The sequence below is a fragment of the Tsukamurella sp. DT100 genome (genome assembly GCF_049844855.1).
GTDB lineage: Bacteria > Actinomycetota > Actinomycetes > Mycobacteriales > Mycobacteriaceae > Tsukamurella.
On sequence record NZ_JBNCLV010000011.1, the window covers coordinates 42,080 to 54,637 of the forward strand.

At 69.7% G+C, this 12,558-nt stretch carries 14 protein-coding genes; 10 read left to right on the forward strand and 4 right to left on the reverse strand.

The genetic code is table 11. From position 1 onward, the window contains the following. Window positions 1-2 precede the first annotated feature (2 nt). The 3 genes from ectA to ACLQ3K_RS22620 form a co-directional block, all read right to left on the reverse strand. Window positions 3-533, reverse strand: coding sequence for a diaminobutyrate acetyltransferase (ectA, locus tag ACLQ3K_RS22610; RefSeq protein ID WP_068524814.1), 531 nt, complete (start codon window positions 531-533; stop codon window positions 3-5). Window positions 534-642: 109 nt separating this feature from the next. Then, window positions 643-1,521, reverse strand: coding sequence for a virginiamycin B lyase family protein (locus ACLQ3K_RS22615; protein WP_426001726.1), 879 nt, complete (start codon window positions 1,519-1,521; stop codon window positions 643-645). Next, window positions 1,518-2,381, reverse strand: a complete 864-nt coding sequence (locus ACLQ3K_RS22620) for a PfkB family carbohydrate kinase (protein WP_426001727.1) — start codon at window positions 2,379-2,381, stop codon at window positions 1,518-1,520. Before ACLQ3K_RS22620 ends, ACLQ3K_RS22615 begins: the two co-directional genes overlap by 4 nt. Before the next feature lie 40 nt (window positions 2,382-2,421). Between ACLQ3K_RS22620 and ACLQ3K_RS22625 the strand changes: the two genes are divergently transcribed. Then, a complete protein-coding gene (locus ACLQ3K_RS22625) occupies window positions 2,422-2,802 on the forward strand; it encodes a VOC family protein (RefSeq protein WP_336670656.1) in 381 nt (126 codons plus the stop codon). A gap of 99 nt (window positions 2,803-2,901) precedes the next feature. Next, complete coding sequence (locus tag ACLQ3K_RS22630) at window positions 2,902-4,305, forward strand: LLM class flavin-dependent oxidoreductase (RefSeq protein ID WP_224646153.1); 1,404 nt, start codon at window positions 2,902-2,904, stop codon at window positions 4,303-4,305. On the opposite strand, the gene ACLQ3K_RS22635 is transcribed toward ACLQ3K_RS22630, so the two are convergent. After that, window positions 4,278-5,882 carry an alkaline phosphatase D family protein gene (locus ACLQ3K_RS22635; RefSeq protein ID WP_426001728.1) on the reverse strand — a complete coding sequence of 535 codons (1,605 nt, stop codon included), beginning with the start codon at window positions 5,880-5,882 and terminating at the stop codon, window positions 4,278-4,280. The genes ACLQ3K_RS22630 and ACLQ3K_RS22635 overlap by 28 nt on opposite strands. A 328-nt stretch (window positions 5,883-6,210) precedes the next feature. Between ACLQ3K_RS22635 and ACLQ3K_RS22640 the strand changes: the two genes are divergently transcribed. The 8 genes from ACLQ3K_RS22640 (at window position 6,211) to ACLQ3K_RS22675 (ending at window position 12,531) form a co-directional block, all read left to right on the forward strand. Next, complete coding sequence (locus ACLQ3K_RS22640) at window positions 6,211-7,509, forward strand: MFS transporter (RefSeq protein ID WP_374201288.1); 1,299 nt, start codon at window positions 6,211-6,213, stop codon at window positions 7,507-7,509. 22 nt (window positions 7,510-7,531) lie between these two features. Continuing rightward, a complete protein-coding gene (gene rsmD / locus ACLQ3K_RS22645) occupies window positions 7,532-8,092 on the forward strand; it encodes a 16S rRNA (guanine(966)-N(2))-methyltransferase RsmD (protein ID WP_336670654.1) in 561 nt (186 codons plus the stop codon). Further along, a complete protein-coding gene (gene coaD / locus ACLQ3K_RS22650; RefSeq protein ID WP_068742524.1) occupies window positions 8,089-8,562 on the forward strand; it encodes a pantetheine-phosphate adenylyltransferase in 474 nt (157 codons plus the stop codon). Before rsmD ends, coaD begins: the two co-directional genes overlap by 4 nt. Before the next feature lie 131 nt (window positions 8,563-8,693). Further along, complete coding sequence (locus ACLQ3K_RS22655; protein ID WP_224646157.1) at window positions 8,694-9,485, forward strand: DivIVA domain-containing protein; 792 nt, start codon at window positions 8,694-8,696, stop codon at window positions 9,483-9,485. A gap of 57 nt (window positions 9,486-9,542) precedes the next feature. Beyond that, a complete protein-coding gene (locus ACLQ3K_RS22660) occupies window positions 9,543-10,121 on the forward strand; it encodes a YceD family protein (RefSeq protein WP_426001729.1) in 579 nt (192 codons plus the stop codon). After that, window positions 10,118-10,897 (forward strand): ribonuclease III, encoded by a 780-nt coding sequence (gene rnc / locus ACLQ3K_RS22665; protein WP_426001730.1) that lies wholly within the window; start codon window positions 10,118-10,120, stop codon window positions 10,895-10,897. The genes ACLQ3K_RS22660 and rnc overlap by 4 nt, the downstream gene beginning before the upstream one ends. Next, the gene (mutM, locus tag ACLQ3K_RS22670) at window positions 10,897-11,754 is read left to right on the forward strand and encodes a bifunctional DNA-formamidopyrimidine glycosylase/DNA-(apurinic or apyrimidinic site) lyase (RefSeq protein ID WP_426001731.1); all 858 of its coding nucleotides are present in this window, start codon (window positions 10,897-10,899) and stop codon (window positions 11,752-11,754) included. Before rnc ends, mutM begins: the two co-directional genes overlap by 1 nt. Window positions 11,755-11,937: 183 nt before the next feature. Continuing rightward, complete coding sequence (locus tag ACLQ3K_RS22675; RefSeq protein ID WP_426001732.1) at window positions 11,938-12,531, forward strand: PadR family transcriptional regulator; 594 nt, start codon at window positions 11,938-11,940, stop codon at window positions 12,529-12,531. The last annotated feature ends 27 nt before the right edge of the window (window positions 12,532-12,558 follow it).

Below are 12,558 nucleotides of genomic sequence, written 5' to 3' on the forward strand. Positions count from 1 at the left end.
GGTCAGGCGGGGTCGATGATGTACAGCTGCTCGGGCTCGTGGGGGTCGGATTCAGTGGGGGAGATGTGGTGCGAGGCGAACAGATCGCGCACCGTGAGGGTGGAACGGCGCTTCTTCGCCACGGAGCCGAAGAGCTCCTGGGACGCCGTGTTGGACGCGGTGATCGTGGTCTCCAGGCGTGAAACGCCCCTCACCGCAAGATGATCCAACAGATCGATGAGCATACGCGAGGCGATGCCGTGGCCCCGATGGGCGGCATCCACCGCCACCTGCCACACGAACAGGGTGTCCGGGCGGTCGGGACGGCGGTACCCCGTGACGAAACCGGCGACGGCGCCATCATGCTCGGCGACGATCGACGAGTCGGCGAAGTCACGGCACAACAGGGTGTACGCGTACGTCGAATTGAGATCGAGAACCTCGGTGTCCCGGGCGATCTCCCACAGTCGTATTCCATCGTCGATCGACGGGCGACGGGTGGTGACCCCCGTTTTTGCGGGGGCAGTGGGATCGCTCTTGTGAGACGGGCTCATCACTTTCGACGCTAACAACCGGCAATGCGGAAGTCACCCGCGCTTCGGAATCGGTCAGCGGAACCCCGGGGTATCCCCAGCGAGGCGGGTCAATGTGAGATGGGTCACATCAGGGCTGTGGTGGGGCCAGTCGAGCGAGCGAACCGGCCTCCAACGCGGTCCACAGCGCACCGTCGGGTCCGAGGGCGATGCCGTGGGGCTCGGAGCCCGGCACGGGCAGCTCGTACCTGCGGATTCGCCCCTCGGCGTCGATGGACCCGAGGGCGTTGCCGGCCCACTCGGTGAACCACATGCGACCGTCGGGCCCGGCGCAGATGCCGTGCGGGCGGGCGGCGCCGTCGGGGAGCGGGTAGTGCGTGGCGGCACCGTCGGGCGTGATCCGGCCGATCCGGCCCGCCCCGATCTCGACGAACCACAGTGCCCCGTCCGGCCCTGCGGCGATGCCGACCGGCGCGCAGCCGGGGGAGTCCAGGGCGAACACCGAGACCGTCCCGGTGGTGTCGATCCGGCCGATCGCGTCGGCCTGGTTGAGCGGGAACCACAGCGCGCCGTCCGGGCAGGCGGCGATCGCCGAGGGGAAGGCCCCGGGGATCGGCAGGTCGAACTCGGTGACCGTTCCCTCGACGGTGACCCGACCGATCCGATTCGTGGCCGTCGCGGTGAACCACAGCGCGCCGTCGGACCCCGTCGCGAGGCCGAAAGGGCCGCACCCGGGCGGGAGGTCGACGTGCGAGACCTCCCCGTCGACGGTGATCCGGCCGAGCCTGTGGGCGCGGTACTCGGTGAACCAGAGCGCGCCGTCGGGCCCGGTCGTGATGATCGTGGGGCCGGTGTCCGGGCCGACGGGATACCGCACCGTCTGACCGGTGGCGGTGTCGTATCTCCCGATCTCGCCGCTCCCGACGAGCGTGAACCACAATGCCCCGTCCGGCCCGGTGGCCAGGGCGTACGGGCCGTCGCCGGGCACGTCGTGGACGGTGATCGTCATCGGGCGGTCTCCTGGTTGGCGAGGAAGGCGTCGACCTCGTCGGCGGTGGGGGCGGCCGCCGCGCCGGCGGCGGTGGCGGTGAGGGCGCCGGCCGCGTTGGCGCGGCGCAGCCGTTCGGCGGATGGCAGGTCCCAGTGCGCCGCGAGCGCGCCCGCGAAGGCGTCGCCGGCCCCGGTTGTGTCCACGACGTCGACCGCGAAGCCCGGGGCGTTGACGGTGCCGTCGGGTCCCGTCGCGCGGGCACCGTCGCCGCCAAGGGTGGTGACGACGTTCGGCACGCGCCCCACGACCTCGGCGAGTGCCTTCTCCTCGTCCCGGTTGACGATCACGCCGTCGAGGAGCTCGACGAGCTCGTCGGGAAGGGGCTGCACGGGCGAGGGATTGAGCAGGACGACGGTTCCGGCCTCGCGCGCGGCGCGGGCGGCGTCGACGACCGCGGGGAGCGGGATCTCGAGCTGCAGGAGGAGCACGTTCGCGTCGGCGATCGCGGCGCGCGCCGCGTCGTCCACGCGGACCGCGGCGTTCGCGCCGGGCACGACCACGATGTGGTTCTCCCCGGAACCGTCGACGGTGACGTTCGCGAAGCCGGTGCTCCCGGGCGTGCGCGCGACGCGGGAGACGTCCACCCCCGCGCCCGCGAGGGAGTCCAGCACCGTGCCCGCGGCGTCGTCCTCGCCCACCGCGCCGACGAAGACGGTCGCCGCGCCCGACCGCGCCGCCGACCGGGCCTGATTCGCGCCCTTGCCGCCCTGCCCGAAGGCGACCGAGACACCCGTCACCGTCTCGCCCGGCTGCGGGAACCGCTCGCACACCGTGATCGCGTCCAGGTTCACGCTGCCCACCACGACCACCGATGTCATGCCCGCACCCTACGGCGCGCGCCGGACGTAGGCTCGCCGCATGACCATGATTCGTCCGTTCCTCATGTTCCAGGGCGCGGTCGCCGCGCAGGCGATCGACCTGTACGTCGCGACCTTCGACGGGGCGGTCCTGAGCTCGGTGCCGCACGCGGATCCGAAGCACGGCATCCAGCTCGCCGAGCTGGTGATCAAGGGCGAGCACGTGCTCATCAGCGACAGCTCCGTCGACCACGCCTTCGACTTCACGCCGTCGACGTCCCTGTTCGTGGACTGCGACGACCGCGAGGAACTGGAGCGTCTCACCGAGGCGCTCGGCGCGGGCGGGAAGACCTACATGCCGCTGGGCGAGTACGGCTTCTCCACCGCCTTCGCCTGGGTGGGGGACCGGTTCGGCGTGTCCTGGCAGCTCAACCTGGCCTGACGGTGCGCCGTACCCTCGCGCGAGCCGGCGGGGCGGCCCTCGCGTCACGCTGAGCGCAAGCCTGGGCGGGCGCGGGCGGGCCGCCTAGCGTCGGCCTCCATGAGCCGTCAGATCCGTTTCAACGCCTTCGACATGAACTGCGTCGCCCACCAGTCCCCGGGCCTGTGGCGGCACCCGAAGGACCAGTCGCACCGCTACAAGGAGCTGAGCTACTGGACGGACCTGGCGAAGCTGTTGGAGCGCGGCACCTTCGACGGCATCTTCATCGCCGACGTCCTGGGCATCTACGACTCCTACAACGGCAACGGCGACGCCGCCATCAAGCACGCGGCGCAGGTCCCCGTGTCGGATCCGATCCTGCTGGCCTCGGCCATCGCGGGCGCGACGGAGCACCTCGGCATCGGCATCACCGCCGGCACCGGCTTCGAGCACCCCTTCCCCTTCGCCCGCAGGCTGACCACGCTCGACCACCTCACGAACGGCCGGATCGGCTGGAACGTGGTGACGGGGTACCTGCCGTCGGCGGCGAAGAACATGGGGCAGCTCGACCAGCTGCAGCACGACGAGCGCTACGACCACGCCGACGAGTACCTCGAGGTGCTCTACAAGCTGTGGGAGGGCTCCTGGGAGGACGACGCGGTGATCCGCGACCGGGAGAGCGGCGTGTTCACGGATCCGTCGAAGGTGCACCCGATCAACCACCACGGCAAGTACTTCGACGTACCCGGCATCCATGTCGGCGAGCCCTCGCCGCAGCGCTCGCCCGTGATCTACCAGGCCGGCGCGTCGCCGCGCGGGCTGGCGTTCGCGACCGGCAACGCCGAGGCGATCTTCGTGGCGGCGCCCACCAAGGCCATCCTGAAGAAGGTCGTGCGCACGATCCGCGAGGGCCTCGTCGCCAACGGCCGCGACCCGTACTCGGCCAAGGTCTACACGCTGCTGACCATCGTCACGGACGAGACCGAGGCGAAGGCGCAGGCGAAACTCGAGGAGTACCACCGGTACGCCAGCATCGAGGGCTCGCTGGTCTTCATGTCCGGGTGGATGGGCGTCGACCTGGGCGCCTACGACCCGAGCGATCCGGTGGGCGACGTCAAGTCCAACGCCATCATCTCGGCCGTCTCCAACTTCCAGCAGGCGGATCCGTCGGGCAAGGACTGGACGGTCGAGGACATCGGCAAGTGGGGCCGCATCGGCGGCATGGGCCCCGTGCTCGTCGGATCCGCGGAGCGGGTAGCCGACGAGCTGCAGGAGTGGGTCGAGGAGACCGACGTCGACGGCTTCAACCTGGCCTACGCGATCACGCCCGGCACCTTCGAGGACATCGTCGAGTTCATCGTTCCGGAGCTGCGCCGACGGGGCGTGTACCCCACGGAGTACGTGCCGGGAACGCTGCGGCACAAGCTGTTCGGGCAGGGTGACCGGCTCGCCGCCGATCACCCCGCCCAGCGCTTCCGCTACGCGGGCGCGCAGGACTACGCCGGAGCGAGCTCCTTGGCGTAGAGCGAGGCGCCCTTGGCGTCGCGCAGGTGCACCGTCAGCGCCCGGGTGCCGCCGTCGATGGTGACGTGCCCGAAGTGCTGGAAGCCCTCGGCGGGGGAGACGTTCGCCTTGTCGGGGGCGTGCACGAACTCGTACTGCGCGCCGAAGGTCCCGTCGAGCGGGCTCTGCGGGAACGCGCCGGCGTTGAGCGGGCCGGACACGAACTCCCAGAACGGCGAGAAGTCCTGGAAGGCCGCCTTGTCCGGGTGGTACGAGATCGCCGCGGTGTAGTGCACGTCGGCGGTCAGGTACACGACGTTCTTCACGTCCTTGGTGCGGGAGAGGATGCGCGAGAGGGCGATCTCGCGGCCCAGCGGCGCGCCGTTGTCGCCCTGCGCGACGGCCTCCATCGACTTCGGGCCGCCGTCCTTGGGGTTCGTAGCGGCGTCGGGGACCACGATGCTCAGCGGCAGGTCGTTCGCGACCACCTTCCACACCGCCTTCGACGAGGTGAGGCCTTCGATGAGCCACTGGGTCTGCTTGTCGCCGAGGATGCCGGCGTCGTTGGACGTGGCCCACGCGTTGGGGTTCGGGTCCTTGTAGCTGCGCATGTCGAGCACGAAGACGTCGAGGAGCGGGCCGTAGGAGATCTTGCGGTACAGGCGCCCGTCGGCGGCCTCCGTGGGCTGCACCGGCTGCCACTCGCGCCACGCCTGGTAGGCGAAGTCCGCGAGCTTGTTCACGTCGGTCTCGGTGTAGCCCTTGCGGTTCTGCCCCGCCAGGCTCTCGCCCGGGAACCAGTTGTTGACCACCTCGTGGTCGTCCCACTGGATCAGCTGCGGCACGGTCGCCGCGAACCGCTTGTAGTGCTCGTCGGTCAGGTTGTAGGCGTAGTTGCCGCGGAACTGGTCGAGCGTCTGTGCGACCTGGTTCTTGGCCTCGGCCGTGACGTTGCGGTACGTGTTGCCGTCGTTCTGCTTCTGGGTCTCCGGCACGGGGTTGTCGGCGTAGATCGCGTCGCCCGAGTGCAGGAAGAAGTCGGGCCGCGCGTCGGCGATGGCGCCCATGATCGCCATCCCGCCGTCGCGGTTGATGCCCCAGCCCTGGCCGACCACGTCGCCGGACCAGGCGAAGCTCACGTTCCCGTTCGCCGACGGTGCCGTCCGGAACGTGCCGGCCACCGGCTCGGACGTCGCGCCGTTCTCGCCCTCGAGGGTGACGCGATAGTGCACCGTCTGGCCGGGCTCGAGACCCGTGATGCGGAACCGGCCGGCGCCGTCGGACGACGGGTTCAGCTGCGGACCCTCGAAACGGCGCGGGTTGCTGAAGGACTCCGACGAGGCCGTCTCGACGATCATCCGTGCGGGCGCGTCCGACCGCGCCCAGACCAGCGCACCGTCGGTGCGGGGATCGCCGGACGCGATGCCGTGGGTGAGCGACGGGCGGCCGCGGACCACGCCGGGCGACGACGAGGCCGCCGCGCCGTCCGACGAGGAGCCGCAGGCCGAGAGCAGCGAACCGGCCGGGATGAGGAGGGCGCCGGCGGCGCCGGCCTTGAGGAGCGAACGACGCGAGAAGTGCGAATCACTGAGGGGCATTGCGGAAACGATGCCGCAGTCCGGTTCCCGGGCGGCGAACACCGGGTTACCAGCGAGGATGCCGGACAGTGTCCACCAGGTGAACCGTCCACCCGAGAACCGGTCGTTGACTCTGTTAACGTCGAACGCGCGGTAATCACACGTCCGGTGGGCCCAGCAGTGTCTAGCCACAGGCAAGCCCGGTCCGCACGGTGACCAACGCCAGGGGCTGATCTGCATGCCTGATAACTCAACAACGTCCGGAGGTTCACCGCTCTCGTCCGCGGGCCTCCAGGAGACCGAGACGCAGCGAAAGAAGTCGCTGCACAAAGCCATCGGCGCGTCTGCGATGGGCAACTTCACCGAATGGTTCGACTACGGCGTCTACGCGTCGACGGCCGTTTACATCGCGAACGCATTGTTCCCCGAGAACGGCACGATCGGTACGTTGCTCGGATTCGCGATCTCGTTCGTCCTGCGGCCGCTCGGCGGATTCGTCTGGGGCCCGCTCGGCGACAAGATCGGCAGAAAGGCCGTGCTCGCCACTACGATCCTGCTGATGGCCGGGTCGACCACGTTGATCGCCTTCCTTCCGACCTACGCCGTCGCGGGGTGGCTCGGCGCTGTCCTACTGATCGTTCTGCGCATGGTGCAGGGCTTCTCGACGGGCGGCGAGTACGGCGGTGCCGCGACCTTCATGGCCGAGTACTCGCCCGATCGGCAGCGGGGCAAGTACGGCAGCTTCCTCGAGTTCGGAACCATGTGCGGCTTCGCGGGAGGCACCGCGGTCGTACTGCTCTTGCAGGTCATCCTCTCCGAGGAGCAGATGCAGGAGTACGGCTGGCGAATCCCGTTCCTGATGGCGCTGCCCATGGGCTTCATCGGCTGGTACCTCCGCAACCAGATCCACGACAGCCCGGTGTTCGTCGAGCTCAAGGACAACAAGCAGAACCAGGATTCGGCGGTCGGTGGGCTCAAGCAGCTGCTCACCCAGCAGTGGCGTCCGATTCTCGTCCTCTTCGGGCTCGTCATCGCGCTCAACGTCTCGAACTACACACTGATCGCGTACATGCCCACCTACCTGCACGGGGCGATCGGTATGGATCCCGAAACCGGCTCCAAGGTACTGCTGGTCGCCCAGGTGATCATGGCGGCTCTGATTCCGTTCTTCGGCGCCCTGTCCGACCGCACGGGGCGAAAACCGATGTGGTGGATATCGCTGATCGGCCTGCTCGTTCTCTCGTGGCCGCTGTTCCAGTTGATGGAGCAGGGAACGGTTCTGGCGATGGTGGCACTCGTGGTGCTGGGAGTGCTGTACATCCCGCAGCTCGCCACGATCACGGCGACGTTCCCCGCTATGTTCCCCACTCCGGTGCGGTTCGCCGGGTTCGCCATCTCCTACAACGTGGCGACCGCGGCCTTCGGTGGCACCGCCCCGTACGTCAACGAGTCCATGATCGAAGCAACTGGTCAGAGCCTGTTCCCCGCGTGGTACATGATGGGCGCCTGCGTGATCGGCCTGATCGCGCTGCCCTTCCTGCAGGAGACGAAGGGCTGCTCGATCCGCGGCACCGAGGTGCCCGGCCCGGACACCGACGCCACGCGCCTCGCGCACATCGAGGAGGCGCGGCTGGCGAAGGCCGAGTAGCCGCACTGATTACAGTGGAGCGATGACGAGGATCATCGCCGGGGCGGCACGCGGGCGCAGGCTCGCGGTGCCGCCCCGCGGCACTCGCCCGACGTCGGATCGCGTCCGCGAGGCGCTGTTCAGCGCGCTGCAGTCGCGCCTCGACTTCGACGATCTCGCGGTCCTCGACCTCTACGCGGGGTCGGGGGCGCTCGGCTTCGAGGCGCTCTCCCGCGGCGCCGCCCGCGCGGTGCTCGTGGACGCCGACGCCAAGGCGGTCGCGGTGATCAACCAGAACGCGCGCGCCGTCGGGCTGCCGGGGGCGACGGCGCACCGTCGGGCCGTGCGGGCGTACCTCGACCTTCCGGCCGAGCCGTACGACCTCGTCTTCCTGGACCCGCCCTACGACGTGCCGGCGGAAACCGTCGACGGCGACGTCGCCGCGCTGACCGCGGGATGGCTGGCGCCGGGCGCTCACGTGATCGTGGAGCGCTCCGCGCGGACGCCCGCTGCGACGTGGCCCGAGGGCTTCGAGCTCGACCTGACGCGCGACTACGGGGAGACCCGCGTGGAGATCGCCGTCTGGCAGGATGACCGGGCATGAGCAAGGCGTGCTGCCCCGGATCGTTCGACCCCATGACCAACGGCCACCTGGACATCTTCCGCCGGGCCGCGCGGATCTTCGACGAGCTGGTGATCACCGTCGTCGTGAACCCCAACAAGCAGGGCATGTTCTCCATCGACGAGCGGATCGCGCTGATCGAGGAGAACGTCGCGGACCTGCCCGGCGTCACCGTCGACCGGTGGACGGGCCTGCTCGTGGACTACGCCCGGCAGGAGGGCGTCGCGTGCATCCTCAAGGGCCTGCGCAACTCGACGGACTTCGACTACGAGCTGCCGATGGCCGGGATGAACATGCACCTCACCGACGTCGAGACCGCGTTCCTCACCACCGCGCCGCAGTACTCATACGTGTCGAGCTCGCTGGTCAAGGAGGTCGCGAAGCTGGGCGGCGACGTCTCCGCCCTGATCCCGCCCAACGTGCAGACCGCCCTCAGCGCCAAGCTGTCGTGAAATCGGCCGAATTCTGCGGTACGAGGCCGGATCGGGCTTCGTAGGTCGGGAATCAGCCGATTCCACGACCGACTCGACACGCGGCGACGGCGTTACGGCGAAACATCGGTCCCACCCGTCACAATGGGTGTATGTACCGCGTATTCGAAGCACTGGACGAGCTGGGCGCCATCCTGGAGGAGGCGCGCAGCGTCCCCATGACCGCCGGGTGCCTCGTGCCCCGCGGTGATGTGCTCGAGCTCCTCGACGATATCCGCGACGCCTTCCCGGCCGACCTCGACGACGCGCAGGACGTGCTCGATCAGAAGGACCGCCTGGTCAGCGAGGCGCGCACCCACTACGACACCACGGTGACCCAGGCCAACTCCGAGGCCGACGCCACCCTGAGCCGCTCCCGCGCCGAGGCCGACCGCCTGCTCGCGGACGCGAAGGCCCAGGCGGACCGCATGGTCGCCGAGGCGCACCAGCACGCCACCGGCCTGGTCGCCGAGGCCCGCGCCGAGGACGAGCGGATCCGCCGCGGCGCCCAGCGCGAGTACGAGGCCGTCACCGGCCGCGCCCGCGCCGAGGCCGAGCGCCTGGTCGCCGACGGCAACGCCGCGTACCAGCGGTCCGTCGCCGAGGGCATCACCGAGCAGGAGCGCCTCGTCGCCGAGACCGAGGTCGTGGCCGCCGCCAAGGGCGAGTCGGACCGGATCATCGATGCAGCGCACGCCGAGTCGGACCGCCTGCGCGGGGAGTGCGACGTCTACGTCGACACCAAGCTCTCGCAGTTCGAGGAGGTGCTGGGCGCCACGATGCGGTCGGTGAACCGCGGTCGCCAGCAGCTGCGCACCGCCGCCGGCGTGCACGACTACAGCGATCACGGCGCCACCGACGGCTACCTCGAGGAGTTCGCAGAGTCGCGGGTCGACGCGCGGTAGCCCGATTGACGTACAATCGGGTGTTTGGCTTGACCTGACGAGTTCCCGAGGATTGTTGTGAACGAACCCAATGCCGCCGTGCGACAGCCGGCCGGTAAGCCGTACGTACTCGACGTCCGCGCCTTCGGGCGTCGGCCTGGTACCTCTGCGCAGGTGCACCGCACGGTCGCCGCACCCGAGCGCGTCGGCGTCGACCTGATCGCCATCGAGTCCGGCGAGGAGGTCGATCTCGACCTCCAAGTGCAGGCCGTCTCCGAGGGCGTCCTCGTGACCGGCACCGTGAGCGCCAATACCGCCGGCCAGTGCGCCCGGTGTCTCGACCCGCTGTCGGGCGCGCTCAACGTCTTCGTGACGGAGCTGTACGCCTACCCGGGCAGCGAGACCGCGAAGACCACCGACGACGACGAGATGTACCGCATCGAGGACGACATGATCGACCTCGAGCAGGCCATCATCGACGCGGTCGGCATGGAGCTGGCCCTCGACCCCGTCTGCTCCGACGACTGCAAGGGCCTGTGCCAGGGCTGCGGCGAGAAGCTGGCCGACCTGCCGGCCGACCATCACCACGAGCAGATCGACCCCCGCTGGGCCGGCCTCGCGAAGTTCGCCACCGAGGGCGAGGCCGACGGCACGTGAGCAAGCGCCTCCCCGCGCCGCCCGCCACGGACCGCGCCCCGCTGCTGGAAGCCCTGGGCGTCGGTCTCGACGACGAGCTGCTCACCCTGGCGCTGACGCACCGCTCCTACGCCTACGAGGCCGGCGGGCTGCCCACCAACGAGCGGCTCGAGTTCCTCGGCGACAGCGTGCTCGGCATCTCCGTGACCGAGTGGCTCTACGTCACCCACCCGGACAAGCCCGAGGGCGAGCTCGCCAAGATCCGCGCCAGCGTGGTCAACATGCACGCCCTCGCGCGCGTCGCCCGTGGGCTGGGGGAGGGCGGCCTCGGCGCGCACCTGTACCTGGGCCGCGGCGAGGAGCTCACCGGCGGCCGCGATAAGGATTCGATCCTCGCTGACGGGATGGAGGCCCTGCTCGGGGCCGTGCACATCGAGCACGGCATCGACACCGCCCGCGAGGTGGTGCTCCGGCTGTTCCTGCCGCTGCTGACGGCTTCGTCGTCGATGGGTGCAGGGCTCGACTGGAAGACGTCGCTGCAGGAGCTCGCCGCGGAGCGGGATCTCGGCGCGCCGGCGTACCGCATCACGTCGACGGGGCCGGACCACGACAAGGAGTTCACCGCCGTCGCGGTCGTGGACTCCAGCGACCTCGGCGAGGGCGTGGGCCGCACCAAGAAGGAGGCCGAGCAGAAGGCCGCCGCGGCAGCGTGGAAGTCGTTGGACGTGAACGACTCCGAGGCTGCGGCCGATGGCGCGGCTGCGAGCGACGCCGAGCAGGCGCCCGAGCCGGCCTGATGCCCGAGCTGCCCGAGGTCGAGGTCGTCCGGCGCGGCCTCGTCGATCACCTGGTGGGCCGCGGCGTCACCTCCATGGAGGTGCTCCACCCGCGCGCCGCGCGGCGCCACGCCGCCGGCGAGGCGGACATGATCGGCCAGATCACCGGCGCCGACGTCGAATCCGCGGAGCGTCGCGGCAAGTTCCTGTGGCTGCCGCTCGCGCGCGGCGGCGCCCCCGCCGACGCCGCGATCGTCGTGCACCTCGGCATGAGCGGACAGATGCTCGTCGGGCCGGGCGACGACCGGCACCTGCGCATCCGGGCAGGGTTGTCCGACGGTGCCGTGCTCCGGTTCGTCGACCAGCGCACCTTCGGCGGCTGGGCCGTCGACCCGCTCGAAGAGGTCGCCGGCACGCTCGTGCCCGCGTCCGTCGCGCACATCGCCCGGGATCCCTTGGACCCCTTGTTCGATCGCGACGCGGTCATCGCCCGGATGAAGCGCAAGGACACCGAGGTCAAGCGGGTACTGCTCGATCAGACCGTGATCTCCGGCGTGGGCAACATCTACGCCGACGAGGCCCTGTGGCGCTCCGGCGTCCACGGTCGCCGTCGCGCCTCCGCGCTGACCAAGCCCGCCCTCGGCCGGCTCATCGACGACGCCACCGACGTGATGCGGCAGGCCCTGGACCAGGGCGGCACCAGCTTCGACTCGCTGTACGTGAACGTGAACGGGCAGTCCGGGTACTTCTCCCGCAGCCTCGACGCCTACGGCCGCGACGGCGAGCCCTGCCGTCGGTGCGGCACCATCATGCGGCGTGAGTCCTTCATGAACCGCGGCTCCCACTTCTGCCCGACGTGTCAGCGCACGCCGCGTTGACCAGGCACGGTCAGCCTCACATCGGGTTCGGCGTGCTCATCGCGGTCGGTACGGGGATGCTCATATGCTTGAGCCTAAGAATGAGTGAACCGAGCGCAGGCAGCGCTTGCGCTGGCTGCCGGGGCGATTGAACTCATTGAGCAGCACGGAGCGAGTCCGAGCAGGTTGAGCGAAGGTGGGCGCATGTCGGCGACGAAGCTCTTGGTACTCGGCATCGTGCACCTCTCCGGCGGCGCGCATGGCTACCAGGTGCGGTCCGAACTGCAGAGCTGGGGTGCGGAGACGTGGGCCAAGATCAATCCCGGCTCGGTGTATCACGCGCTCAAGAAGGCGGCGGCTGATGGCCTCCTCACCGAACACGCCGAGCCGGGCAATTCCGGGCCGGAGAGAGTTCTGTACCGCGTGACAGCGCGGGGATGTGACGAGATGGGCGACATGGTCCGCGACGGTCTGCGGCGCACCCACGACGCGGACATGCTCAACGCGGCGATCGCGATGTTGCCCATGCTGACCAGGTCAGATGCCATCGCGCAAGTCGACGAGCGGGTCGCGCGCCTGGAAGCAGAGCTCGTAGCGCAGGCCGAGTGGCGGAAGCACCCCGATCGGGACACCCCGGAGCACGTCCGCGAGCAGGCCGACCTGTGGGCGGGGCACGCACGCACCGAACTGGAGTGGGCGAAGAGCCTGAGCGAACGCCTGTCTGAGGGTGCCTACATCATGGCTGATGATCCGGGGTCGTGGCGAACGGTCCCTGATCACCTCAAGAAGAGCTCCTAATCAAGCTTGACTAGATGGTCCTCGAGG